Raw genomic sequence first — 24,017 nt, 5'->3', positions numbered from 1 at the left:
CATCACTCTCCTGTTATATTGTGCCATCCGCGGGCACCGTTATCGGGTGCATCGCTACGGCCTGTTCACTTCCATCGATCACGACGTTGCCGACCATGTCCTTACCCGCCTCTTCCCGGCATAGACGTCTGCTGCTGCTCGGCGGCACGCTTGAAGCCCGCCGGATCGCGCCGCAGCTGGCCGCCCTGCCGAGGGTCTCGGTCACCCTGTCGCTGGCCGGTCGCACCCGCGTGCCCATCAACAACGGCGTGGCCACCCGCATCGGCGGCTTTGGCGGCGTGACCGGGCTGGTGGCCTGGCTGAGCGCCCATCGCATCGATGGCATCATTGTCGCCACGCATCCCTTTGCCGCGCAGATGGCACACAACGCTCACGAGGCCGCACGCCGGACCGGTCTGCCCATCGTGCGCGTGGCCCGACCCGGCTGGCAGCGCCAGAGCGGTGATCGATGGTTTGAATGCGACAGCACCGATCAGGCCGTCACCCTTCTGGGCGAGACGCCGCGTCGGGTGCTGCTTACCTTCGGACGCGCTCAGGCAGCCCGCTTTGAGGCCGCCCCACAGCATCACTATGTGGTGCGCAGCATTGATCCCATCGATCCGCCGCTCGCCCTTCCCCATGTGGATAATCTGATCGCACGCGGTCCCTTTACGCTGGCGCAGGAGCGCCACCTGCTGCGCAGTCGCGCCATTGACGTGCTGGTGACCAAGCACAGCGGCGGCGAGGCCACGCGGGCCAAGCTCGATGCGGCGAGAGCGCTGGGCATCGATGTCATCATGATCCGCCGTCCGGTCATGCCCGACACCCCGGTTGTGGACAGGCTTGAGACCACCGGCATGGCCGCGCTGCTCGACTGGGTGTCAGCCCTTTGAGTCCGGCGTCTCGGGATCATGACCCGGGGCAAAGCGCGGCGTATAGATCAGCGGTGCCTGATCAGGGCGCTCGACCCGGCGGGTCTCCTCACTGCCGATGATCACAAGCGTTGCCATGTCGGCCTGCTCGGCGCGAGCCTTTTCAAGCGTTACGGTCGTGATCTGCTCATCGGCGCGGCCGGCGGCGCGGGCGAAAATCACCAGCGTTTCCGGCGAGAGCACCTCGCGCAGGCGCTCAAGCGCCACGCCCAGCTGCCAGGGGCGCGCCTTCGAAATCGGGTTATACAGCGCCATGGCCATGCCGGCACCGGCACAGGCCAGCAGTCGGCGCTCGATCAGCGCCCAGGGCTTTAAATTGTCGGACAGCGAAAGGGTGGCAAAATCGTGGCCCAGCGGCGCCCCGCAGGCCGCCGCGGCCGCCAGCATGGCGCTCACCCCGGGCACGATGTCAATTGTCAGCGCCCGCCACGCCTGCGGACCGCGCTCGATCTGCTCACACACTGCCGAGGCCATCGCAAAGACGCCCGGATCGCCGCCGGAGAGCATCGCCACACATTCGCCGCGGGCCGCCAGCATAAGCGCCTCACGCGCCCGCGCGCCCTCCTCGCGGTTGTCAGAGACCACCCGACGCGGGTCGTCCGGTGCCACCACGCGATCTACATAGGGGCCGTAGCCGTAGAACCAGTCGGCACTGGCCAGCGCATCCGCCGCCTGCGTCGTCAGATAGCGCGCCTCCCCGGGGCCCAGCCCGATCACCATCAGCCGGCCGCTCATGAGCGCACCCGCGCATCGGAGTGGACAGGATGTGTGCAGGCTGCCCAGCCGGGCACCAGCACAATCGAAAAATAGGGTGCCGGGCGATCATCGCGCGCGCTCAGCGCCATGATCTGCTCGCCCGCCATGGTGGCGCGCTCGACATAGAGCGCCCGCTCCAGAAGACCCACCCGAGCCAGCGCCGCACGAATGCGCGGCAGGTTGCGCCCCACCTTCATGATCACGGCGGCCTCGCAGCGCGTAAGACGATCCACCAGCGCGGCCTCATCCAGCGTCCCCGGCAGAATCGTGAGCACGTCGTCGCCCTGACAGATCGGCACGCCGGCGCTCGACCAGCCGCCGGCCATGCCGGTCACGCCGGGAATGACCTCGACATCGAAGCGCTCGCGCAGACGCACATGCAGATGCATCCACGAGCCGAAAAAGAGCGGGTCCCCTTCCGAGAGCACCGCCACGCTGCGTCCGGCGGCAAGCTCGGAGGCCAACCGCTCCGCGCTCTCTTCGTAGAAGGCGGTGATGGCGTCGCGATAGCCGCTGGAATGACGATGCAGCTCGGTCGTGACCGGATAATAGAGCGCCAGCTCGGGCTGACCGGGGCGCAGATGCGCCGCGACCACGCGCCGGGCGTTGCTCTGATTGCCGGCCTTGGCAAACCAGGCGACCACGTCGGCCTCGGCCAGCACCCGCGCCGCCTTGAGAGTTAAAAGCTCCGGGTCGCCGGGGCCGGTGCCCACACCATAAAGACGCCCGAAGGCGGACGGCTGACCGCCGGAAGACGCGGAAAATTCGGGCGTTGATCGCATCACAGTCGGTCGCTTGCCAGCGCGTTGATGGTGGCCGAGGCGATGGCGCTGCCGCCCATGCGTCCGCGAACCGTAATGAAGGGAATGTCGAATCCGGCATCGATCAGGGCCTGCTTGGACTCCACCGCACCGACAAAGCCCACCGGCACGCCGATGATGGCCGCCGGACGCGGCGCGCCCTGATGGAGCAGATCCAGCAGATGAAAGAGCGCGGTCGGCGCGTTGCCGATCACCACCACGCCACCGTCAAGCTGCTCGCCCCAGAGTTCGATCGCTGCCGCCGTGCGGGTATTGCCAAGGCGTGCCGCCAGATCAAACGTGCGGGCGTCATGCAGGGTGCAGATCACGTCATTGCCGGCCGGCAGCCGCGCCCGGGTCACACCCCGCTCGACCATGCCGGCGTCGCACAGAATCGGCGCGCCGTCGAGAATCGCCTCGCGCGCCCGGTGGATATCGCCCCCGCCGAAAACGATCTGCTCGGCCAGCGCCACCACGCCGCAGGCGTGAATCATGCGCACGGCAACGTCGGCCTCGAGCGGCGAAAAGCGCGCCAGATCCGCCTCTTCACGAATGATGGCAAACGACTGACGATAGATGGCCTGCCCGTCATGTTCATACTCATAAAGGGAACGTTGGGCAGGTGCGTCATGCGTGCCATGGCGATCGGTCATGGGCTCCCTCGTGGTCGAAGTGGATATCGGGGCAATCAGGCGCGCCATTCTACCCTGGCGACACGGCAGCGTCCGCCCTTACGCGTCGGTATCGACACCGCTGCCCGCGCGCAGCAGGGCCACTACGCGCTCCTCGCCGACCCGGTCCAGCGCTGCATTGTCCAGCGGCAGTACCTCCCCCTGTCGGGAAAGCATGACGGCCAGATGCTCGAACGCCGCTGTGAGCGCGGCAGCGTCTCCGGCAATCAGCCGCGCTGCGCCGCGCGGGTTGCCCTGAAAAACCAGACCGACCCCCGGCTCAAGGCCGACCAGGGTAAAGGTGCAGACATCAAGACTGGCACAGCCCTTGGCACAGCCGGACAGGTGCACGCTGACCGATGCATCAAACAGGCTCGCCCAGCGACGGCTCAGCGCCCGGCCGGCGTCGTGGGTGGCCATGAAGGCGCTGGCACAGCCCGGCGCCCCGGTGCAGGCAACAAGGGTCAGCCGGGCATCGTCGTCTGAGACAATCATTCCGGCCTCGCGCGCGGCGCCCGCGATGGCGTCGATATCGGCATGCTCGCGACACACCAGTCGCCAGTGGCGCCCGGGCGCGGCAGCAAAGCCCAGCGCGCCACGGCGCTGCGCCTCGCGGGTAAAACGCAACAGCGCCAGCGCTGGCATCTGTCCGAACGGCCAGACGATATCCAGCACATCACGCTGGCGCCGGGCCGCCACATCCGGGCCCTGAGTCAGGCCGCTGCGCAGCGGCGGGGCGCCGGGGCGACAGCCCAGCAGGTCGCACAGCGCATAGACCGACACCCGCGACAGCAGGTCCCGCCCCCGAGCCGCCGGACCGAGCATCTCCATTTCACTCAGAAGGCCGAGCACGGCGCTGGCAAGCTTCGAAGCCACCATCCACCCCAGCCAGGTGGCGCTGCCCTGGTCGCCCGCCACACCGATCCAGCCGCCACGAGCGCCGTCCAGCCGCAGGTGGACATCGCCGGAAAGCCCGGCAAGCCCCGCCCAGCCGCCGGCATCGATCACCACGGCGCACTTGGGGGCCAGCGCTGCCGGCGCCCCGGTCAGGATCTGGCCGCGCAGCCGCCGGGCCAGCGCGCGCGTGGGCGCATCAATGGCTTCATCGACATCCATCAGCGGATCAAGCGACACCGCCGGCGCGCCGCTGTCCAGCCAGTATTGCGACAGCCGCCGGGTCAGGTAGTCCGCCAGCCCCCGATGCGCGCCCTCGGCCAGCCCGCGCAGCTGCAGATTGCCGCGCCGGGTTACCTCGATCAGCCCATTGCCAAAGCGCTCGGCGGCCTCGCACAGCGTGATGACCTCCTCGCTCTCGAGCGGCGCCACCAACGGCGGCAGGCGTGCCAGCCAGCCGTCGCCGGTCTCCATGGGCGTGGCCAGCGACGGACAGGCGCCCCGTGCGGTCTGCCAGCCGGGGCCCTGCATCTGATGGAAGTCGTGCGGTTCAGGCAACATGGACACTCGATACGGGAACAGGAAAACGATCAGAATCGGCGAAATGCGCCGGACTCATCCATTATTGGGGGTCATGCTATCGCACCCTCTGACTCGAAAGGCAACGATGCCGTCGCGTCAGACATATTCACAAGGAGGTTCAATGCCTGCAGTTTCCCCGCCGGCCCCGCTGCCCAGAAGCTTCTATCAGCAACCGACCCTTGAGGTCGCCCGGGCACTGCTGGGCTGTCATCTTGTCGTCGATGACGGCCGGGAACGTCTGGTCGGCCGGATCACCGAAACCGAAGCCTATCTCGGTCTTCAGGACACGGCCTGTCACTCCTCCCACGGGCGCACCCAGCGCACCGAGGTCATGTTCGGCCCGGCGGGCTATGCCTATGTCTACATCATCTACGGCATCTACGACATGCTCAATCTGGTGACCGAGGTCGAGGATGACCCCTGCGCAGTGCTGATCCGCGCCGTTGAGCCGATTCAGGGTGAAGAGACCATGGTAGAGCGGCGTAACGGCAAGCGCGGCCGCGAGATGCTCAACGGCCCCGGCAAGCTGACCCGCGCCATGGGCATCACCAAAACGGCCTTTAACCGGATTGATCTGTGCAGCGGTGAGGGCCTGTGGATCGAGCCAGGCACGCCCGTCGGTGAGGAGGACATCATCCGAAGCCCGCGCATCGGCATCGACTACGCCCAGCCCGAACACCGCGACGCGCCCTGGCGGCTACGCGTTGCGACGCCGCAGCTACGCCGTCAGCTTGAGCGACAAGCGGCAAAAAAGGCGACGACCGAAGAGTAATCCCGGCATGGCGCGGCCCGTGCCCTGCCAGGCTAGAATGAAGGCTGCATCGAACGACTCCCGGGAGGGGCCGTCATGAGACCGTTACTACTGACAGGGTTTGCCGCACTGTTACTCAGCAGTGTGGCACAGGCCGAGGAACGCGAACCGATACGCTCGCACTTTGACCGGGATCGCTCTCATTTTTCGCAGAACCACTCACAGTTCCGCCAGCACGACACCTTCGGCGAACGCGGCTGGCATCACCCCGGCCGCCCCGGCTTCGACCACCGCCCGGATTTTGATCGCCATCCGGGTTTTGACCGGCGTCCGGGGCTTGATGACCGGCCCGGCCATGAGGGTCGATCAGGAAGCGGTGGCCGTCCCGGCTATAGCGGCCCGCCGATCTATAACGGTCAGTGGGGCTACGATGGCCGACCCGGCTTTGGCTGGCATCGCCCAGAGCGCATCGACCCCGACGAGCGGCTGAGGCGTCACTACGAGCGCCTTTACGAGGCCCAGCGTCGCCAGTTTGATCGCGAGCAGCGCGACACCATCTACGGCACCGCGCCGCGCGGAAATGAGTACTACGGGCCCGATCGATGGCAGCGCCCCGGCAACCGCCCGCCGGGCGGCTACCGGCCACCATCGGCCGGCTATCCGCTGCCACCCCATGGCTACCCACTGCCCGGCCAGTCGCGACCGCCTTCCTTCAGCGACCCGGGCCGGGGCGGCAACCTCTACGCCGACCCGCGCGGGCCGGCACCGGCAACGCCCTACAGCCGCTAGCAACGAGGCGGCTTCTAGATGTCGAAAATCTCTTCAAGCTGGCGGCGCAGCGCAGCGCCCCAGCCGTTTTCCTGTGGCTCATGGCCGGGCGCATCGACGTAGATGGTCGCCGTCTGTCCGGCGGACAGCACCAGATCATCGGGCACGTTCTCCAGCCGGATGCGCACCGGAATCCGCTGGGACAGACGCACCCAGTCAAAGGACGGATTCACCGCCGCCAGCCCGCCGGACTGACCGGTCAGGCTGTTATCAACGATGCCGCGGGCGATCGAATCCACGTGACCGTGGAGCTCCCGGTCGCGTCCCAGCAGGCGCACGCGCGCCGGATCACCGGGGTGAATCCCCCCCAGCTTGGTCTCTTCGAAATAACCCAGCGCATAGAAGCTCTGCTCATCCACCAGCGTCATGGCCTGGGTGCCCGAGCTGACGTACTGCCCGGGGCGCAGCTGCTGATTGGTTACATAGCCATCCACAGGCGCACGCACCTTCGAACGCTCCAGGTCCAGCTGCGCGGCACGCACCGCCACCTCGGCATTCTGCACCGCCGCCTCGGCCGAACGGTATTCAAATCGAGCGTTGTCGCGCGCCTCCTGCGAGACGTAGTTGTTGAGCCGCTCGCGACGATTGCTGGTGGCCTTCGCCTCGTCACGCTGCTCCTTGAACCGTGCCAGGTCCGCCTTTGCCTGATCCAGCGCCAGCTGATAGCGCGCCTGGTCGATGGTAAAGAGCACCTCGCCCTTCTGAACCAGGTCATTGTCGTGGACCTCGAGCGTGTCGACCAGCCCCGAGACATCTACCCCGACCTGAACGATATCGGCGCGGATACGGCCATCCCGGGTCCAGGGGTCATGCATGTAGTGATGCCAGATCCACCAGGCCGCCAGCAGCGCAGCCCCCACCAGCAAAAGCGTTGACACCACGCGTACAAAACGCCCTGCCAGCGCTGATACGCTGTTCATACCCGACTCCTTGTCCGTCATGTTCCCCCTCCGGCCGGCAGTGCCCCGCTGAACATCAGTACCGCCCACAACAGCAGCGTAAACATGGCGATGTCCGCCAGCACCGGCTGCCAGAAAAATCGATACAGCGCGAAATACGACATTACTCGGCGTACGCCCCAGAACAGCAGCAGGGCCAGAAACACCGGCACAAACAGGGGCGGCGTCAGAAACCCCAGAAACGACCACTCATCGAGCATCCGTGGCTCCTTGTTCGTGTTCGCCCTGCGACAGCGCCTCGCGGGCCTGGGTCGCGGCGCCGGGCAGATCCCGCAATAGATGCGAGAGCATCTCGAACTCTCCGAGCAATGCCATAGGCAGCGGCTTGAGATCATAAAGAGCAGCCGCCTGCGACTCGCTTTCCGCCGCCAGACGCCGCCAGGCCTGCTCGTCGCGCCCGGAGTGAGGCAGCTGTCGACCGAGCCGGGCAACCCAGCGCTCAATCTCGCGCTGATGCGATCCGCTCACGCGCGCCAGACGGCGCAGTCGCCACAGGCACATCGCCAGGGCATGTAAATCCACCGCTTCGCGCAGCATCGGTTCATTGCTGCCCAGCGCCAGCAGGCGGCTCAAACGGTCATAAAGCCGGCTTTCAAGCCATGTCCGCGACGGCAGCCGCCGTGCTCGGGTGACCCGCTCAAGGCCACGCCAGTAGGCTGCCACCAGCGTTTCCAGACGTTCGGCCGGGGTGCGCTGGCGAAAGAGTGAATAGGTCACCATGGTCACAATGGTGCCCAGAATCGAGGCCAGCCCCCCGTTGATGAACTGGGTCGGGTGAAACACGTAGGTGCGGTGCAGATTCAAAAGCGTCATCAGCGTCACCGCGCCGGCCAGACCGACCGCGGCGTAGCGCATGTGCGGCGTCATCAGGGTGCCGATCACCACCGGCACCGCGAGGCTCAGCGCCAGCAGCGGAAACCCGGTGATGGACGGAAAGACAACGTAGGAAAACAGACAGCCAATGATCACCGCCCAGATCGTGCCGGTCAGAAACTGCCGCACCACCGCCGCCGGATTGGGCGCCTTGGCAAACAGCACGATAAACACGCCCAGCAGCATCATGGAGAGATACCCGGAGGTCCAGCCGCTGTGGATCCAGAAAAGCCCCAGAAGCTCGAAGGCGATAAAAACGCGCAGGGCGTTGTAGCGCGCCACGCCGTACTCGGGATGGTTTGCCCGACGCGGGCGGCGACCGGTCAGCCGTACCAGCCCGGCATGGCGATGATGACGCATGGCAAGACTCAGCGACCGGCCATGGTGCAAAAGCCGCATCACCTCGCTCAGGCGCTCGCGCACCAGTGTGGCCCGCACCAGGGTCACCTGCGCCTCCAGCGGTTGCTGGCTGGCCACATCAGGGAGTTCAGGAAGCGCCGGCAGTTGGTCATCGTCCTGCTCCAGCGCTGTCAGAAAGGGCAGCGTCGGATCGCGCAGAGCCGTCATGATCGCCTCGGCGCCATCGCAGTGCGACAGCCGGTCGATGGCCTCTTCGAGTTCACGAAGCCCGGTCATCAGCGCCAGGCTGTCGCCGGCAAAGCGATCCAGCGCCGGCAGCAACCGGCGAAAGCGGCGAAACTCGAAGCGGGCCAGACCATGCTGGGCCTCGAACTGCTGGTGCTTGCCCATCAGGGTACGCAGTCGTTCGTTGAGCACCGCTCTTGAGCGTGTCCGATCAAGCGCCACGCGCACCTCACCGGCGGCGCCACTGATCAGGGTATGAAGCGTCCCCGGCAGCGCACGACTGCCAAAGCGCGGCGCAATGAGCACATGCATCAAAAAGCCGGCGCCGATGCCCAGCGCCGTCTCGGTGGTGCGCGCCAGGGCCAGATCAAAGATGTTATCCACCCCGGTGCCGATGGCGGTCAACGACACCAGCGTGGCGGTATAGCCGCTGAGCATCATGATGTAGCTGGCCGGCTCATCGTTTAAAAGCATCACGCAAAAGGTACAAAAGGCCAGCCAGGCGCCGGCGGCGAGCAGATAGAGCATCGGCTGCTGGGCAAAGAGCGCAATCAGCACCAGCCCCATCAGCGCGCCCAGAAAGGTGCCGATCAACCGGCCGATACAGCGATGGATGATGATGCCCAGCGGTGGCGTGCCGCCGGTGAACATGACCGGCTGCAGGGTCACGATCATCACGGCCAGAATCGCCCAGGCCGGCTGCGCCAGATCCAGACGCAGCGCGACATAAAGCGCCAGCCAGACCGCCAGCACGGTACGCAGCGCCAGCACCCAGTGGTCACCGGTAATACTCGAGACAATTCTCATTGGAAATGATCGACATTGTGAACGACGCACGCCGCCGGCAGGCGATAGTGCCTGCTGGCAGGAAACGGCGGCGTGGAGAAAAACGTAAGGATGCGAAGTATTTCATCAACATCGCCCTGACGTCTACCTTAACCCGCGCCGGACGCCGCCATGACAGCCTCTTGCCAGGCCTGCTGATCCTGCACCAGCCGCACGCCCAGATAATCACGCGCGGCCCGGACCAGTCCGGGTTCGGGCGCCGTCAGCAGCACGGTCTGCGGCATACCGGCGCGATAAAGCACTCGCAGGGCACTGGCCAGCCCTGATGCCTCCCGGGGCGGCAGCGACACCGGATGAAGCACCCAGCACGATGACTCGGACAGAGACGCCGGCAGAGGTTCGGGCAGCGGCTCGGACAGCACCAGCACCCGGGGCTGCCAGGCGGACACCCCCGCAGGCAGCCGCAGCTGCGACACCATCGCCCTGATCGCTGCGCGGTCATGGGTCCAGACCATGACCACCAGCACCGCCGGAACCGGTCGATCCACGTTTGACGCGCGTGCCTGTGACCACTGGCGCAGGCCGCTGGCCTGATCACTGGACATGGTGGCCCTCGTTCATGACCGCCGGGCTCACGCGCCGGCTCCCCGGGCCTCTCTCAGGGCATCACGAGCCGTAAAGGCCTGCAGCAGCGCTTCCAGCAGCACGGTGCCGGTGCGTCGGCGCGTGCCGCCGGAAAGATTGAACAGCTGAGCACGTACGTCCATGGCCCAGTCCTCACCACACAGCTCCAGCCGGGTGGCCAGTGCTGCCAACCCGGAAGCCAGCTGTAGCCGGGTCTCACGATCGCTGCGTGCCACGCCGTGCTCTTCCAGCCGGCGCATGGCCTGCCGGGTCAATCCCTCGAGCCCCTCAAGCGCCACGGCCCGGGCCAGTCTGGAGGCCACATCGCGGCCGGTCACGGCGTTGGAGAGCCAGTAGCGCTGCGCCAGCACGCGGTTGTCATCGACATCATGAAGCCTTGCATACCACACCAGCACCTCGACCGACGCGGTGCTGCCGCGCGTCTCGTACAGCGCCGGCAGACAGGAGAGCACCATGGTGACCGTGCGGCCGCGCCAGCGGCACTGGCGCTGATCGACCTCATCGGCAAGACCTGCCAGATCGACCAGCCGCTGACGCTCACCCTGGTGGCGCACCTGGCGCGACGCCGTGGCCGCGGCCATCCACAGCTGCCGGTCGGCGGACAGGCGGTGCATCTCCCCGGGCGCCGGCGGCGCAGCCATCAGATGCCAGACGCTCTGATGGGTCTCGCGCGCCCAGCGCATGCGCTCGGCCTCCGAGGTCGGCAGGCGGTGGCGCAGCCAGGTCTGCGGCAGCGGCAGACCGTGGTCGTCCAGCGACACCAGCGGCATCAGCCAGTCCTGCCGGCGTGAGCCCTTCTCCTTCGACCACCAAAGCGCCTGCTCTTCCCCCGGGGCCATCGTGATCGGTGCGCGCGCGGCCATGTGGGCGGCAAAGCTCTCACTGGCGGCATTGCTCATGCCGTGGGTCCAGAGCTGCTCCAGCAGCGTCGTGCCCGGGGCCCGCCTGGCCAGCGTCTCGAACATCGCCTGCAGCGATCGGCCGTGACTGACCACATCACGCGACAGGGCGTGCGCCTTCGACTGACGCGTTTGCCCGGCCATCTCGGCAAGCGTGGCCGCGTCATAGCCAAACGGCGAGGCGCTGTCGACCGAGAGCGCCTCATGCACCAATGCAGCGACGTCCACCGCGGCCAGGTCTTCCGGTACGCGCTGACCGTTGCCCACAAACAGTACCTGCAGCCGATGGCGGGCCAGAATGTCCAGCACGGTTGCCGGACGCGCGGACTCATCCAGCTTGGTGATAATGCAGCCGCGAATCGGCGTGCCGGCTTGCGCTGCGGCCTGTTGATAGGCCGCCACCACCTGCTCGAGGGTATCGCCGTGACTGGCCGCATCCAGCACCAGCAGGGTCGCAATGGGCACGCCCGCCTCGCCGAGACGCGCGACTTCGGTCGCCAGCCGGGGGTCGCGCTGACTCATGCCGAGCGTGTCGATCAGGATGGTGCGTTTGGGCGTGGCCCGCTGCATCTGTAAAAGCGCCCGGCGCGGCGTCATGAGCCGTGCCAGCAGCGCGCCCAGATCGCCATCGCCTTCCAGCGCGTGTACTTCCACGCCCAGCAGGCGCGCGTAGATGCGCAGCTGCTCCTGAGCGCCGATACGGTAGCTGTCGGTGGTAATCAGCGCCGCATCGCGGTTGCCGTGGGCCATCACGTAGCGCGAGGCGAGCTTGGCGGTGGTGGTGGTCTTGCCCACGCCGGTCGGCCCGATCAGCGCCATCACCCCGCCCTCGGCAAGCAGGTCACTGTTGGCGTCCAGGGTTTCAAGCCGGGCGGCGAGCTGACGACTGATCCAGCCATTGAGCGCCTCGTCGATCTCCTCATCGGCGGTGTCGGCAAACTCTGCCGGCAGCAATGCGATCAGCTCGCGCACCAGCGTCTGACTGAACCCCACGCCAATCATGCGCTGGCGCAGGCGGGTGGCCGGTGTGGCTTTTGCCTCTTCAGGCGCCGGTGCGGCACTCAGGCGGCTGTCGAGCAGATCGCGCATGGCGGCAAATTCATTCATCAGCTGCGCGCTGAAGGCCTGCATCTCCTGCGGGGCGGTGACAGAGACCGGGCGCGGTGCCGGCTCGGGATCAGGCGCGACAGGCGACGGCGCTGCGGGTTCGGGCGGGCGCTCATGGCCGGTCAGGCTCTGCTGATCGGCATCCAGCATCGCCACGATCTCGACCCCCCCATCGACCTGGCGGTTGGAAAGAATCAGCGCCTCGTCACCCAGCGTTTCGCGCACCTGGCGCATGGCGTCGCGTGCGCTGGTGCCGATAAAACGGTGTACCCCCATGCCCTGACTCTCCTGATCGACGGTCGTGGTGCAGACCGCCGGGTGTCATCTCCAGCGGCTGCCTTCACATCATGGCGCCAAGGGTGCCATGAGCGCGCCGGGGTCAATGAGCAGGAATGAATGCGAATTCATGCCCTATTCAACTTTCTCGCTAAAGTTTTCTCCGCCACTGCCGAGGGCCCTGAAGCGACGGCTTGATCGGTTCATGAGGGTCAGGCCATGGCCTCGATTGAAAGATGCCACTGCCGGTGGCGAGACAATCCCCTACACTGGCGCCACTTCAACGCTTTTTATCGCTCAAGGTATCGCCTCTCATGTCCCGTGATGTCACGGCCCCGGACGTTGCCCGTCCGCGTCAGCTGGTGTTCTACACCCTGGTGCTGATGGCGTTTCTGGCCGCTTCCGGCGTGCCCACGCCGCTGTATCCGCTCTATCAGGAGAGCTGGCATTTCTCCGCGTTCATGCTCACCCTGGTGTTTGCCAGCTATCTGTTTGCGCTGCTGGTGACGCTGTTGTTCACCGGCGCGCTGTCGGACTATCTCGGCCGCCGTCCGGTCATCCTTGCAGGCCTTGTGATCGAGCTGGCTTCGATGGGCTGTTTTCTGCTGGCCACCGATCTCGCATGGCTGTTCGCCGCCCGCCTCCTGCAGGGCCTGGCGACCGGCATCGTTACCAGCGCACTGAGTGCGGCGCTGATGGACAGCGACCATCAGCGCGGCCCGATCATGGCAAGCGTTGCCCCCATGATCGGCATGGGACTCGGAGCGCTGGGCGCCAGCGTGCTGGTGGCCGGAGCCCCCTGGCCGCTGCGACTGGTCTATGTCGTGATGATCGTGATATTCGCCTGGCAGATGCTGGGGCTGGGTCGCATGAAAGAAAGCGTGACGCGCCGACCGGGCGCGCTGGCCTCGATGACGCCGCGCGCCCGCGTGCCGGCCGTCGTTCTGCCCACGTTCGTGCGCACCATGCCGGCCAACGTGGCCGCCTGGGCGCTGGGTGGCTTCAGCCTGTCGCTGGGGCCGGCGCTGGCCGAGCAGGTCGCCGGATTTCACAGCGCCCTGATGGGTGGGCTGCTGGCCTGCATTTTATCGGTCATGGGCGGCATCAGCGTCTGGCGCTTTCGCCGCTTCACGACCCGCACCATTTTGCTGATCTCGAGCACCCTGCTGCCCACCGGGCTGGTACTGGTGCTGATCAGCGTCTACCTGCCAAGTCTTGTGCTGTTGATTACCGGCTATGGCGTTGCCGGGCTGGGGTTTGGCTCGGGCTTCATGGGGGCACTGCGCGCGGTCATGCCACTGGCACCGGCCAGCGAGCGCTCATCACTGATGGCGGTGTTCTACGTGGTGAGCTACCTCTCCGCCAGCCTGCCGGCGCTGGCCGCTGGCATCGCCACCCAGCATTTCGGTCTTGAAGCCACGATTGATGTCTACGGCGTCTTCGTGATGCTGCTGTCGTTGAGCGTGCTGGTCAGCGTGCTGCGCCGCCCGGTGGCGGCGCATTGACCCCTGCCCTGCCTGCTCAGCGTGACGCCCCGCCCAGCCACTGCGGCCATTGCGTGACCGCTGACTCGAAGGCCAGCAGATTCTGCTCGAGCTGCCACTGCAGCCGAGCGCGATCGCTGTGTTCCAGCAGGTCGGCGCACTGCCCTTTCGGGGCGGCATCAAGCGAAGCGCTCTGGCAGGCGGCGACGCGCGTTTTGCCTGTTTCGCCGGTCGCCCACAGGCTCTCACCCGCCAGAAAGCTGTACTCAAGGCTGTTGCGCGCCATCTGCTTGAGTGCCGGATAGTCGAGCCCCTGCTCGGTGACGGCGCGCTCGTACTCATGGGTCAGATCGATGCGAGACACGCCCTGATCGTCGGTGGCCAGCACCAGCGGCACCCCCGCATCGCGATAGAGATTGATCGGGTGTTCCTCACCACGGACCCCGAGAATCACGTCATTGCTGGTGAGGTTGATCTCCACCGCCACGTCCTGCTCCGCCATGGTCTGCAACAGCTGCGGCGCATTCCGTTCAAAGGCAATGTCTACACCGTGGCCGATGCGGCGGGCACCGGCGATATCGACGGCCTTTTCGATGTGATCACGCAGCTCGAACGGCGGCACCAGGCCGAGCGTCAGCTCCCCGGCATGCAGCGCCAGTGGCACCCCGGGATAGCGCTTCGACAGAAAGGCCAGCATCTGCATGTGGCGGTCGTAGTCCTCAAGCGCCACCGGGTTATCCTCCGGCGCGACGATATTGACGCCGACATAGCGCGGGTCGGCATCGGCGAGCGCAAAGGCCATCATCAGTTGCCCAAAGACCGCCATGGGCGGCTGGGTACGTACGGCAAAACCCTGCAGACGCACCGTCACGTCACAGCCCGGCGCGGCCTTGTTGCCGTCGCAGCCCAGCCTTGATTGTGCTGTGGCAAACATCTCATCGGTTTCGTGGCGGGCGTCTGCCAGTGACTCATCGATCTGCGGCGACAGCGCCTGCCAGGCCGCGTCAAGATCATCAACATCCAGCCCGCGCGACTGCGCCATGGCACCGAAGGCGTGCACGGCGCCAGGGTTGGAGATGGTTTCGAGATAGCTCAGGTGATCCCCGGCGGCCAGTTGCTTCGAGGCGCTCAGCAGCGCGCCGGGCGAGGCTGCGGCGATCGGGGCGAAACGGTCGAAGGTCGAAAAGAACTGGTCGTGGCCATCCACCGGCGGCGTGCCGGGCCCGATGGGTGTATTGCGCATCGACAGGGCATTGAGCAGCTCGGCGTAGAGCGCGCTGTCACGCTGTGCCAGACCTTCGGCAGGGGCCAGCGTCTCCCCCTCACAGGGTGTCGGCGCGATCGCCGAGCCATCGGCATGCACGCACATGCCGGCCCGGCCGGCCTCTTTCAGCAGCGTCTCCGGCCAGGGGGTGCCCCACAGATGGTGGTGTATATCACCGCCCTTGGGCATGCGCTGCAGGAACATGCGAAGCTTCGGCGGCTGATCGCGAAGCTCGGCCATGATGTCGGCGCTGCGCGCCGTGAGCGTGTCGTCAGCGCTGGCAGGTGCAGCCATCAGTATCGTGACAGCACCAAGCGTCGCCAGTACCGCCAGACGGCGGCGACAGTAGAGAAGCGGGGTCAACATGAAGCGCCCTTTTTAATTGTTTGGCAGTAATTTTTCGACCGTCGTCGCGGTCGGTTCCCGGTCTTATATTAGCGAGCCCGTCCCGGACTGTCGTCTCCGCGGCTTCAACAGCGGACAGCTCTGACAGTACTCGGCCGGACAGGTGGCCTTGAAATAGAGACAGCAGGTACGCCGAAAGCGCTGTGTCCGGCCATCCTCTGTCGGTGTTTCAGGGTAATAAAAGCGGGCCAGCGGGTTCCAGGGGGCGCCGAACAGGGACGGCGGCGCCGTCAGCAAAAATTTGAAATCCTCATCGCGTCGCGCTCTGGCCTGCGGATCATCGAGTTTCGCCATGCGGCGCTCGTAAAGGGAGTAAACGCGCACGGCGGCGTTTTCCCACAGCATGCTGAGCGGCACGCCGCTGACCTCGTGAAATGTCTGCCACAGCGGCTGCATCACGCCGGCAAACAGCTGCGTCACCAGCCTCGTTCGAAGCCCCTCCCGATCGGCACCGTCAAGCGAGATGCTTTCAAGCGTCACAAGCGGCAGCGAGGAGGTCCAGCGGCCGCCATCGTGCGCCCACTCGATCAGGCAGTTATCGCTTGAGACATCCAGCACCCGATTGCAGGCCGACAGCGCATAAAGCCCAGCCCCGGTCAGTAAAAATCCCAGCCGCTTGGAGAGCAGCGACGCCGTCACGCGTCGACCGGGCGAGCCGATGGTGGGTGAGAGCTGATCGAGCATGCGAGCGCAGCAGGCGGGCTCGCACAGCTCAGCGACTCGAGCTGCGCGGACATCCGAGTGCTGCGCCGACACCAGCGCCAGCGTGTCGGTCAGAAAGGCCCACGTCTGCGGCGTGAAGTCTCTCGCGCCACTCATGAGCGCGCCTGTCGGCTCAGCGGAATACACAGCGGCGTGTGGGAGCACGGGTCCTCGATGACCCGACAGGCCAGCCCGAAAATGGCCTCGATCCGCTCAGGGATCATCACCTGCGCGGGCGTGCCCCGGGCATATACCTGCCCGGCCCGAAGCGCCACCATGTGATCGGCGTAGCGACCGGCCAGATTCAGGTCGTGCAGCACCATCACGATGGTCCGCCCCTCCTCGCGATTGAGTTCATGCAAAAGATCGAGCACCTCCATCTGGTGATTCATGTCCAGAAAGGAGGTGGGCTCATCAAGCAGCATCAGCGGTGTGTTCTGGGCCACCGCCAGCGCAATCCAGGCACGCTGGCGCTGTCCGCCCGAGAGCGTATCCACCACCTGATCGGCCAGCGCCTCCAGACCGGTACGCTCCAGCGCGCGGGCCACCTGATGCTCGTCATCCGGCGACCACTGTGAGAGCCAGCGCTGATGCGGATGACGACCCAGCTGTACCAGCTGGCGTACCGTCATGCCTTCCGGAGCGACCGGCTGCTGGGGCAAAAGCGAGAGCCGGTGCGCCACCTCACGGGTGGGCAGCTGATGAATGTCAGTGCCATCAAGACACACCTGCCCGGACCAGGGCGACAGCAGCCGCGCCAGCGCCTTGAGCAGCGTACTCTTGCCGCAGCCGTTGCTGCCCACCAGCACCGAGATTTTTCCCTCGGGCAGATCCAGCTCGAGCTGATCGAGAATCCGGCGACGCTGATAGCCCAGCATCAGAGCGTGAGCCGATACCGTGGCCATGGCGTGTCAGCGTACCTCGCGAATCAAAAGGGCCAGAAAAAACGGCGCGCCCAGCGCGGCCACAAAGATGCCGGCCGGCAGATCCAGCGGCAGAAAGAGCGTACGGGCCACCAGGTCGGCCAGCATGACCAGCAGCGCCCCATACAGCAGTGCCAGCACCATCTGTGCCGTGCCCGAATAGCCCGACAGCCGCCGGGCCAGATGCGGCGCCACCAGCCCCACGAAAACAAAGGCACCGCCCCACGCCACCGCCACCCCGGCCAGCGCCGAGGCCAGCGCCAGAAGTGCTGCCCGGTGACGCTGCACCGCAAGCCCCAGACCGGTGGCCAGCGCATCATCCAGCGGCGCCAGCATGACCTGGCGCATCAGCGCCGCCAGCGGCACCAAAAGCGCCACACACCACAATGCCAGGCTCGAGACATCCGACCAGTTGGCGCCGTAAACGCTGCCGGTCAGCCACACATAGGCCGAAAGCGTCGTGGTCAACGGGCTGATCGCCAGTACCAGCGTGGTCACGGCGCCAAGCGCCGCCGCCATGCCGATGCCGGTCAGCACCAGTCGCAGCGGCGTCACCCCGTGCGACCAGGCCAGGGTATAGACCGCCAGTGCCGCCCCGGCGGCCCCCAGCATGGCCGCCACCGGCAGCCCCGCCATGCCCAGCGGCACGGCCAGCCACGCCAGATAGCTGACCGCCGCGGCACTGGCCCCGCTGGTCACGCCGATAATGTCTGGCGAGGCCAGCGGGTTGCGCATGACCTGCTGCAACAGCCATCCAGCCACGCCCAGTGCGGCCCCGATCAGTGCTGCCAGCAGGATCCGAGGCAGGCGCAGCTCGCGCACGATCAGCCCGGTCGGCGCGTGCGGATTCATCAGCGCCTCCAGCAGCGCGCCGGGGCCGAGCATGACCCGGCCCAGCGCCAGTGACACCAGCAGCACCAGCATCATTACCAGCAAAAGCGCCGCCACCCGAGCCCAGGCGGTCGGTAAAAAGCGGCGTGAAAAGCGCCCAAGGCGCAGCGTGCGCTCAACCATGACGACGCCCCTGACGACGCAGCATCACGATAAAAAGCGGTGCCCCGATCAGCGCTGTCATCACGCCGACCGGCACCTCCCGCGGCTGAAGCACACAGCGCCCGACCACATCCGCCAGCAGCAACAGCGTGGCCCCGAGCAGTGCACAGCCCGGTAACCACAGCCGATGATCGGCGGGCAGCAGCCGACGCGCCATGTGCGGCACCACCAGCCCCACAAAGGTGATGTTGCCGGCCATGGCCACACAGGCCCCGGCCAGCGCCACGACCAGCACCACGATGGCGCCCTGCAGACGATACACGCGCACGCCCAGGCTACGGGCCATGGCCTCTCCGGTGCCCAGCGCGTTCATGCTGCGCGCCAGCGGCCAGCAGAGCATCAGGGCCACCAGCGTGACAGCCATCAGCGGCCAGAGATGTGTCAGCGGTCGGCCGGAGACGGCACCGGCCAGCCAGAACAGCACCGTGTCCAGGCCCTGCTGGTCGATCACCAGCAGGGCCTGGCTGAAGGCATTGAAAAGCGCTGTCAGCGCCGCACCGGCCAGCACCAGCCGAAGCGGCCCGCCGGGTGACTGCCCTCGAAGGGCCAGCATCCAGACCAGAAGCGCCGCCAGCGCCGCACCACCCAGCGCACCGCCATACCAGGCCCAGAGCGCGGCATGGGGAAACATCGACACCAGCACCACGACGGCAAACATGGCGCCGGCATTGATGCCGACGATGCCGGGTGAGGCCAGCGGGTTACGGGTCAGGGTCTGCATCAGGGCACCGGCTACCGCCAGACCCGCCCCGACCACCACCGCCACCAGCGTGCGGGGCAGCCGGGTGGTACGAATCAAAAGATCTTCTACCACCAGCCCCGAGGGATGAAACAGCGCCTGCCATACGGCGACAGGCGTCGACCACTGCGCCCCGGCCATCAGGCTCATCAGCATGGCCGCCAGCAGCAGCGCCGTCAGCGACAGCAAAACACCAACACCCTGCACCGACCGCTCGGGCGTGGTATCACTCATGACACCGCCTCGCGCTCAAGCCAGGCCTCGATCTCATCGAGCTGGTTCAGCACGCCCAGCATCCCGCCGGAAAGAATCCAGGCGACGGCATCGACCTCGACCACCTGCCCGGTACGCGGTGCCTGCATGCGCTGCCAGAGCGGGTGAGACATGAGCCGCCGGGCGTAATCCGCCACCGCCGGACTCCCGGAGTGGCGCATGACAAAAAACATCTCGGCCTCCAGCGCCGGCAGGCTTTCGACGCCGCCCAGCTTGATCATGACACCGCTGGATTCACGGGCGGTGGCGTTCCAGCGAAAGCCCAGATCGCTCAGTACCCGTCCGGCAAAGCTCTCGGGCAGATAGCTGCGCACCTGATCGGCACGAATGTCAATCAGTGACACCGTTACCGGCCAGCGCGCGCCAAAGTGTGCCGCCAGTCGTGCACGCAGCGCCACTACGCGGGCGCGATACTGCATCATCAGGATCGCGGCCCGGCGCTCACGGCCCAGCGCGTGCCCCATGGCCTCCAGCGTGGTCTGAAAACGGTAGATATCCGCGAGCATGACCACCGGCGCCAGCCCTTCCAGCAGCGGCGCAATGCGTTCATGACGAAAGCGAGAGGCCACGATCAAAGTGGGCGACAACAGCGCGATGTCTTCCAGACTGGGCTGGGTTTCCAGCCCGACCATGGTGACGCCTGCCAGCGCAGGACGCAGATAGGGATAGATCGGCGGGTCCTGCCAGGAGCGCACCACCCCGACCGGCGTGATGCCCAGCGCTACGGCGCTGTCGGTGGCGCCCTGAAACAGGGTCACCACCCGGACCGGGCGCGAGCCAGCCAGTGCCGGCACGGGCATGATGCCAAGGGCGAGCATCGCCCCCAGCAGGTGCCGGCGCGACAGCCTCGGAGCGCAACCAACCATCGAAAAGGCCGTATCAACCGGGTCCGGCATAAGAACTCCTGTCCTGCCGATTCAGAACTTCAGGCTGTAGCCGACGGTCAGCGTGCGACCGCGACCGGCGAAATAGCGCTCGTTCATGTACTCGGCATCCGGGCTGTTCAAGGCACTCTGCGAGTAATAGGTGATGTAGCGCTCATCAAAGAGATTGGAAATGCCGACATTGACCTGACCGACCGGCAGCTTGTGGCCGATGGCCGCATCCACCAAGGTGTAGCCGTCAAAGTCACGGTCCCAGCCATTGGCGCTTTCATCAAAGTTGCGATCAAAAGCGTGGTTGACCTGCACCATGCTTGACCACTCCGGAGACCACTGCGCAGACCAGCGCGCGATCAGACGGTCCGGCGAGACGTTGAGGCCATCGAGCTTGCCATCCAGTGAACCATCCCCATCGCTGTCATAACGCCCGCGCATGTGCGAGTAGCTCAGCGAGCCGTGATGCTTCGGAGTGAACTGATAGCCGATGGTGGCATCGATGCCGTCGATTTTGGTCTTTTGCCGCTGCAGCACGAACTGATCACTGTCATTCGTATCCAATCGGCTGCCGAAGTCCGAAGAGGAGACGTAGTAGCTCAGCTCGGCATCGAGTCGACCATCGTCATAGCGCACACCGGTTTCGATATTGTCGGTGACGATCGGGCGCAGGTTGTCAAAATCATCGGCTGACTGACCGGGTTCCTCGATACCCCGCAGGGCACGCCCGACATCGGGCATCTCGAAGCCTTCCGAATAGTTGGCAAACAGGCTCCAGTGCTCGATTGGACGCCAGACCACGCCGGCGTTATAGAGCGTTTCGTTGAAGCTTGGCGAGCCGCTCTCTACATCCACGCCGCCCTCGTTGGAGGCCACGGTCCGATAGCCATCGACATCCAGGTTGGCATACTCATAGCGCGCGCCGGCCGTCAGGGTCAGTGAATCGATGGGCGTGACTTCCATCTGCACGAAGGGCGACAGATCGGTGTAGTTGACCTCGGGCACCCAGGTCCGATCCGTACGATGCAGGGACTGTTCAGAGCTGTCGAACAGGGTGTCGAATCCGACGGTGAGCTTGAGACGATCGTCCCAGAGATCATCCTTCGTCAGCGACGCCTTGGTGCCGTATTTGGTGGTGGTGGCGTAGGACTGATCATAAAGCGTGCCAACCGGCGCGATGCTCGGGTCCTGGAAGGTGGCTGAATCATCGGCACCGAACAGCGCCTTGTAGTCCTGATAAAACGCCAGCAGATTGAGGTGCATGCCGGCCAGATCATAATCGTCATAGGTCAGGCCGGTGGTCGAGACCTTGTTGTATGGCGCCTCTCCTTCCGGATCGCCGCGCTCGGATGTCGTTGCAATATCGCGTGTGCGATCCCCCGGCACGTCAACGTAGTTATTCTGGCCACGCACGGTGTAATGGTTGAAGCTCAGCTGCAGGCGCTGGTTGTCGTTGAACCACCAGGCGCCCTTGGCCAGCAGATCGTAGCTGCGCGAATCCATCAGATCGCCCTGGGTGTTATCCACCCCGACGGCCTTGTTGTCGCCATCCAGATAAAGTCCCTGGTCCTCATAGCCCAGCGCAAAGACATAATCGAGCGGGCCCTTGTTGCCACTGAAACCGTAGGTGGTCTTGTAGCTGGTGGTCTCGGACTTGAGCTGTGAAGTCGGCGTCGTGACCTGGGCCTCGACATGCTGGGTAAACGACCCGGGCTCCGGCCGGCGGGTGATGATGTTGATCACGCCCCCGCTGGCGCCCAGACCGTTGGTGGCATTGGCGCCCTGCAGCACCTCGATGTGATCGACCATCGCAAAATCGATGGTATGCAGCTCGCGCCCGGTAGGACGTATCGGATTGGACTGGGGAATACCATCGATCATCACCAGCGGCGTACGCCCGCGCAGGGTTTCACCGCTGCCGGTCATTTTCTGACGCGGCGGGGAATAGGACGGCAGCAGATTGCTGAGAATTTCCGAGGAGTCCGAGGTCAGCTGGCGCTGCTGCTGAATCTGCTCGTGGGTCAGGATGCGGACAACCTGCGGCGAGTCGTCCTGCTCGGCACCCACGCGGCTGGCGGTAATGACCATGTCTTCCGGGTCACTCTGCTCGGCGCCCGAGGCACTCATCGGCAGTACAAGAACGAATGGCAGCACGCCCCATGCGGTTTTTGTTAACCATTGCGGGGGCGAGTCGGTAATGCATTTTATTCTGGCTATCATCTTCTGTTCCCTGCTGATCGATGATTATTGGCTATTGAAGCCTGCTTATGATCATTTGCAGGGTGGGAATGATAATTAATGTCATGTGTTAAGAACAATCACCAAAACCTTGAGCCTGTGTATTCTTTCGTTGCACACATGGCCAAAAATACTCATAAATAAATTACTGTTTTAATTGATAAATCAGGGATGGCAATCAAGGAAAAACGCCCGAGACAGGTCTCGGGCGTTTCAGGGTAACCTGACCGCAACTGAACCTCAGGGGCGCGCCAGATCCTCGACCATGGCCCTGAGGACGGTGTAGAAGTTTTCCACTGCGGCGAGCTCCACACGCTCATCCGGCGTGTGCGCCCCGCGGATGGTGGGCCCGAACGAAATCATCTGCATGCCGGGATTTTTTGAGCCGATCAGGCCGCATTCAAGCCCGGCATGAATGACGCGAACCTCGGGGGCCTGGCCGGTAACGCGCTCGTGGACCCGCTCAAAGCGCGCCAGCAGCTTGGATTCCGGTGCCGGCGTCCAGCCCGGATAGCCCTCATTGATGGCGGGTTCAAAACCAGTCAGCCGCATCAGGGTTGCAATGCGGGCCACCAGCTCATCGCGGGCCGAATCTCGCAGCGAGCGCACCATCAGCTGGATCGAAAAGGTGCCGTCCTTCAGACTCACGATGCCCTGATTGTTGGACGTCTCGACCACGCCCGGCGCCGAGCGGCTCATGCCGGCCACGCCATAGGGCAGACCGTGCATCAGCCCCATCAGGCGGTAGGTGTCTTCACTCGACAGCGCCTGCTCGGCCCGGCCTGACTCGACGCTGACGGTCACACCGTCATCAAGACCGGCCAGCTCCTCACGATAGATCGTCTGATAGCGCTCGATTTCGGCCATCACGGCCTCGTGGTGCTGCTTCGGCAGGGCCACCGTGGCCTTCGCTTCGCGCGTGATGGCATTGCCCATGGTGCCGCCGTCGTAATCGACCAGCCGCAGACCGTAATTGCAGAGACGATGCAGCAGGCGCGACAGCAGTCGGTTGGCGTTGCCCAGGCCCAGATGGATATCCAGCCCCGAATGGCCGCCCTTGAGGCCGTGTACGCTGATGGCCAGCGTTTCCATGGGGCCATCAAAGGGCGCATCGACCAGCGCGACCTTCGTACGCACCGAGGCGCCGCCGGCACAACCGATGTAGACCTGACCCTCGTCCTCGGAATCCAGATTCAAAAGGCAGGTGCCCTTGAGCCAACCCGGCCTGAGATTGATCGCACCGACCAGCGAGGCCTCCTCCTCGACGGTCATCAGCGCCTCGAGCGGCCCGTGGGTCAGATGCTCATCTTCCAGAATCGCCAGCGCCGCGCAGGCGCCCACGCCGTTGTCGGCGCCCAGCGTCGTGCCGCGGGCGTAGAGCCAGCCGTCTCGGATCTCGGTGTCGATCGAATCGCGATCAAAATCATGCGCCACGCCGGGGGCGGCCTGGGAGACCATATCCAGATGGCCCTGCAACACCACGCCGGGGCGGTCTTCGTGACCGGGCGTGGCCGCCTTGCGAATCAGCAGGTTGCCGGCCTCGTCGCGCTCGTGCTCAAACCCCTTCTCGGTGGCCCAGGCCTCCAGCCGTCCGGCCAGTGCGTCTTCCTTGCCTGACGGGCGCGGCACCTCGCAGAAGGTACGAAAGTGGCGCCACAAGAGCGTCGGTTCCAGTGTGTCCAGATGTTCGTTCACGCAGACTCTCCCGATGGGGTATGACTCGATATCTGTCCTCAAG

Annotated in this window: 21 protein-coding genes; 4 read left to right on the top strand and 17 right to left on the bottom strand. The window is 65.4% G+C overall.

Features of this window, described 5'->3' with window-relative positions; all coding sequences use genetic code 11:
- The first annotated feature begins 95 nt into the window (after positions 1–95).
- Positions 96–872 carry a cobalt-precorrin-6A reductase gene (locus BM079_RS12790; protein WP_090134715.1) on the top strand — a complete coding sequence of 259 codons (777 nt, stop codon included), beginning with the start codon at positions 96–98 and terminating at the stop codon, positions 870–872.
- Here the strand turns inward: BM079_RS12790 and cobJ are convergent.
- From cobJ to BM079_RS12770, 4 genes are all read right to left on the bottom strand, one after another.
- Positions 861–1,646, bottom strand: coding sequence for a precorrin-3B C(17)-methyltransferase (gene cobJ, locus BM079_RS12785; protein WP_090134713.1), 786 nt, complete (start codon positions 1,644–1,646; stop codon positions 861–863). The two genes, BM079_RS12790 and cobJ, sit on opposite strands and share 12 nt — an antisense overlap.
- Positions 1,643–2,449 carry a precorrin-2 C(20)-methyltransferase gene (locus tag BM079_RS12780; RefSeq protein ID WP_090134712.1) on the bottom strand — a complete coding sequence of 269 codons (807 nt, stop codon included), beginning with the start codon at positions 2,447–2,449 and terminating at the stop codon, positions 1,643–1,645. The genes cobJ and BM079_RS12780 overlap by 4 nt, the downstream gene beginning before the upstream one ends.
- Positions 2,449–3,120 carry a precorrin-8X methylmutase gene (locus BM079_RS12775; RefSeq protein WP_090134710.1) on the bottom strand — a complete coding sequence of 224 codons (672 nt, stop codon included), beginning with the start codon at positions 3,118–3,120 and terminating at the stop codon, positions 2,449–2,451. Before BM079_RS12775 ends, BM079_RS12780 begins: the two co-directional genes overlap by 1 nt.
- Positions 3,121–3,198: 78 nt before the next feature.
- On the bottom strand, positions 3,199–4,593 hold the full coding sequence (locus BM079_RS12770) for a hypothetical protein (RefSeq protein ID WP_090134707.1): 1,395 nt from the start codon (positions 4,591–4,593) through the stop codon (positions 3,199–3,201).
- 142 nt (positions 4,594–4,735) lie between these two features.
- On the opposite strand from BM079_RS12770, the gene BM079_RS12765 reads away from it, so the two are divergent.
- Positions 4,736–5,386, top strand: coding sequence for a DNA-3-methyladenine glycosylase (locus tag BM079_RS12765; RefSeq protein ID WP_090134706.1), 651 nt, complete (start codon positions 4,736–4,738; stop codon positions 5,384–5,386).
- A gap of 75 nt (positions 5,387–5,461) precedes the next feature.
- The gene (locus BM079_RS12760; RefSeq protein WP_090134704.1) at positions 5,462–6,154 is read left to right on the top strand and encodes a chromosomal replication initiator protein DnaA; all 693 of its coding nucleotides are present in this window, start codon (positions 5,462–5,464) and stop codon (positions 6,152–6,154) included.
- 14 nt (positions 6,155–6,168) lie between these two features.
- On the opposite strand, the gene BM079_RS12755 is transcribed toward BM079_RS12760, so the two are convergent.
- The 5 genes from BM079_RS12755 to flhF all read right to left on the bottom strand — a co-directional run bounded on the left by BM079_RS12755 (position 6,169) and on the right by flhF (position 12,323).
- Positions 6,169–7,113 (bottom strand): efflux RND transporter periplasmic adaptor subunit, encoded by a 945-nt coding sequence (locus BM079_RS12755; RefSeq protein WP_090135023.1) that lies wholly within the window; start codon positions 7,111–7,113, stop codon positions 6,169–6,171.
- Between the two features lie 17 nt (positions 7,114–7,130).
- Positions 7,131–7,352: a DUF1656 domain-containing protein gene (locus BM079_RS16745; RefSeq protein ID WP_175489689.1), complete on the bottom strand. Its 222-nt coding sequence runs from the start codon at positions 7,350–7,352 to the stop codon at positions 7,131–7,133.
- Positions 7,342–9,417, bottom strand: a complete 2,076-nt coding sequence (locus BM079_RS12745) for an FUSC family protein (protein ID WP_090134700.1) — start codon at positions 9,415–9,417, stop codon at positions 7,342–7,344. Before BM079_RS12745 ends, BM079_RS16745 begins: the two co-directional genes overlap by 11 nt.
- Positions 9,418–9,545: 128 nt before the next feature.
- On the bottom strand, positions 9,546–10,001 hold the full coding sequence (locus tag BM079_RS12740) for a hypothetical protein (protein WP_090134698.1): 456 nt from the start codon (positions 9,999–10,001) through the stop codon (positions 9,546–9,548).
- A 27-nt stretch (positions 10,002–10,028) separates the two neighbouring features.
- Positions 10,029–12,323 carry a flagellar biosynthesis protein FlhF gene (flhF, locus tag BM079_RS12735; protein ID WP_090134696.1) on the bottom strand — a complete coding sequence of 765 codons (2,295 nt, stop codon included), beginning with the start codon at positions 12,321–12,323 and terminating at the stop codon, positions 10,029–10,031.
- Between the two features lie 314 nt (positions 12,324–12,637).
- Between flhF and BM079_RS12730 the strand changes: the two genes are divergently transcribed.
- Positions 12,638–13,828, top strand: coding sequence for an MFS transporter (locus BM079_RS12730; protein WP_090134694.1), 1,191 nt, complete (start codon positions 12,638–12,640; stop codon positions 13,826–13,828).
- A 16-nt stretch (positions 13,829–13,844) separates the two neighbouring features.
- On the opposite strand, the gene BM079_RS12725 is transcribed toward BM079_RS12730, so the two are convergent.
- From BM079_RS12725 to BM079_RS12690, 8 genes are all read right to left on the bottom strand, one after another.
- Positions 13,845–15,437: an adenosine deaminase family protein gene (locus tag BM079_RS12725; RefSeq protein ID WP_217639696.1), complete on the bottom strand. Its 1,593-nt coding sequence runs from the start codon at positions 15,435–15,437 to the stop codon at positions 13,845–13,847.
- Positions 15,438–15,500: 63 nt separating this feature from the next.
- On the bottom strand, positions 15,501–16,295 hold the full coding sequence (locus tag BM079_RS12720; protein WP_090134693.1) for an IucA/IucC family C-terminal-domain containing protein: 795 nt from the start codon (positions 16,293–16,295) through the stop codon (positions 15,501–15,503).
- Positions 16,292–17,083 (bottom strand): ABC transporter ATP-binding protein, encoded by a 792-nt coding sequence (locus tag BM079_RS12715; protein WP_090134691.1) that lies wholly within the window; start codon positions 17,081–17,083, stop codon positions 16,292–16,294. The genes BM079_RS12720 and BM079_RS12715 overlap by 4 nt, the downstream gene beginning before the upstream one ends.
- A 6-nt stretch (positions 17,084–17,089) precedes the next feature.
- A complete protein-coding gene (locus BM079_RS12710; RefSeq protein WP_090134688.1) occupies positions 17,090–18,115 on the bottom strand; it encodes a FecCD family ABC transporter permease in 1,026 nt (341 codons plus the stop codon).
- On the bottom strand, positions 18,108–19,127 hold the full coding sequence (locus BM079_RS12705) for a FecCD family ABC transporter permease (RefSeq protein WP_090134686.1): 1,020 nt from the start codon (positions 19,125–19,127) through the stop codon (positions 18,108–18,110). The genes BM079_RS12710 and BM079_RS12705 overlap by 8 nt, the downstream gene beginning before the upstream one ends.
- A complete protein-coding gene (locus BM079_RS12700; RefSeq protein WP_217639695.1) occupies positions 19,124–20,062 on the bottom strand; it encodes an ABC transporter substrate-binding protein in 939 nt (312 codons plus the stop codon). The genes BM079_RS12705 and BM079_RS12700 overlap by 4 nt, the downstream gene beginning before the upstream one ends.
- A 21-nt stretch (positions 20,063–20,083) precedes the next feature.
- A complete protein-coding gene (locus BM079_RS12695; protein WP_245743034.1) occupies positions 20,084–22,195 on the bottom strand; it encodes a TonB-dependent receptor in 2,112 nt (703 codons plus the stop codon).
- A gap of 324 nt (positions 22,196–22,519) precedes the next feature.
- The gene (locus BM079_RS12690; RefSeq protein WP_090134682.1) at positions 22,520–23,974 is read right to left on the bottom strand and encodes an aminoacyl-histidine dipeptidase; all 1,455 of its coding nucleotides are present in this window, start codon (positions 23,972–23,974) and stop codon (positions 22,520–22,522) included.
- Positions 23,975–24,017: the final 43 nt, after the last annotated feature.

Origin of the sequence: Kushneria avicenniae, from assembly GCF_900112585.1 — a bacterium.
GTDB lineage: Bacteria > Pseudomonadota > Gammaproteobacteria > Pseudomonadales > Halomonadaceae > Kushneria > Kushneria avicenniae.
The sequence above is the reverse complement of the archived record's forward strand: the minus strand, read 5'-3'. Positions and strand labels throughout refer to the sequence as shown.

Bases quoted from the DNA above. Each gene is read 5' to 3' on its own strand.
- BM079_RS12790 (WP_090134715.1), top strand. From the start codon at position 96: ATGTCCTTACCCGCCTCTTCCCGGCATAGACGTCTGCTGCTGCTCGGC.
- cobJ (WP_090134713.1), bottom strand. From the start codon at position 1,646: ATGAGCGGCCGGCTGATGGTGATCGGGCTGGGCCCCGGGGAGGCGCGC.
- BM079_RS12780 (WP_090134712.1), bottom strand. From the start codon at position 2,449: ATGCGATCAACGCCCGAATTTTCCGCGTCTTCCGGCGGTCAGCCGTCC.
- BM079_RS12775 (WP_090134710.1), bottom strand. From the start codon at position 3,120: ATGACCGATCGCCATGGCACGCATGACGCACCTGCCCAACGTTCCCTT.
- BM079_RS12770 (WP_090134707.1), bottom strand. From the start codon at position 4,593: ATGTTGCCTGAACCGCACGACTTCCATCAGATGCAGGGCCCCGGCTGG.
- BM079_RS12765 (WP_090134706.1), top strand. From the start codon at position 4,736: ATGCCTGCAGTTTCCCCGCCGGCCCCGCTGCCCAGAAGCTTCTATCAG.
- BM079_RS12760 (WP_090134704.1), top strand. From the start codon at position 5,462: ATGAGACCGTTACTACTGACAGGGTTTGCCGCACTGTTACTCAGCAGT.
- BM079_RS12755 (WP_090135023.1), bottom strand. From the start codon at position 7,113: ATGAACAGCGTATCAGCGCTGGCAGGGCGTTTTGTACGCGTGGTGTCA.
- BM079_RS16745 (WP_175489689.1), bottom strand. From the start codon at position 7,352: ATGCTCGATGAGTGGTCGTTTCTGGGGTTTCTGACGCCGCCCCTGTTT.
- BM079_RS12745 (WP_090134700.1), bottom strand. From the start codon at position 9,417: ATGAGAATTGTCTCGAGTATTACCGGTGACCACTGGGTGCTGGCGCTG.
- BM079_RS12740 (WP_090134698.1), bottom strand. From the start codon at position 10,001: ATGTCCAGTGATCAGGCCAGCGGCCTGCGCCAGTGGTCACAGGCACGC.
- flhF (WP_090134696.1), bottom strand. From the start codon at position 12,323: ATGGGGGTACACCGTTTTATCGGCACCAGCGCACGCGACGCCATGCGC.
- BM079_RS12730 (WP_090134694.1), top strand. From the start codon at position 12,638: ATGTCCCGTGATGTCACGGCCCCGGACGTTGCCCGTCCGCGTCAGCTG.
- BM079_RS12725 (WP_217639696.1), bottom strand. From the start codon at position 15,437: ATGTTGACCCCGCTTCTCTACTGTCGCCGCCGTCTGGCGGTACTGGCG.
- BM079_RS12720 (WP_090134693.1), bottom strand. From the start codon at position 16,295: ATGAGTGGCGCGAGAGACTTCACGCCGCAGACGTGGGCCTTTCTGACC.
- BM079_RS12715 (WP_090134691.1), bottom strand. From the start codon at position 17,083: ATGGCCACGGTATCGGCTCACGCTCTGATGCTGGGCTATCAGCGTCGC.
- BM079_RS12710 (WP_090134688.1), bottom strand. From the start codon at position 18,115: ATGGTTGAGCGCACGCTGCGCCTTGGGCGCTTTTCACGCCGCTTTTTA.
- BM079_RS12705 (WP_090134686.1), bottom strand. From the start codon at position 19,127: ATGAGTGATACCACGCCCGAGCGGTCGGTGCAGGGTGTTGGTGTTTTG.
- BM079_RS12700 (WP_217639695.1), bottom strand. From the start codon at position 20,062: ATGCCGGACCCGGTTGATACGGCCTTTTCGATGGTTGGTTGCGCTCCG.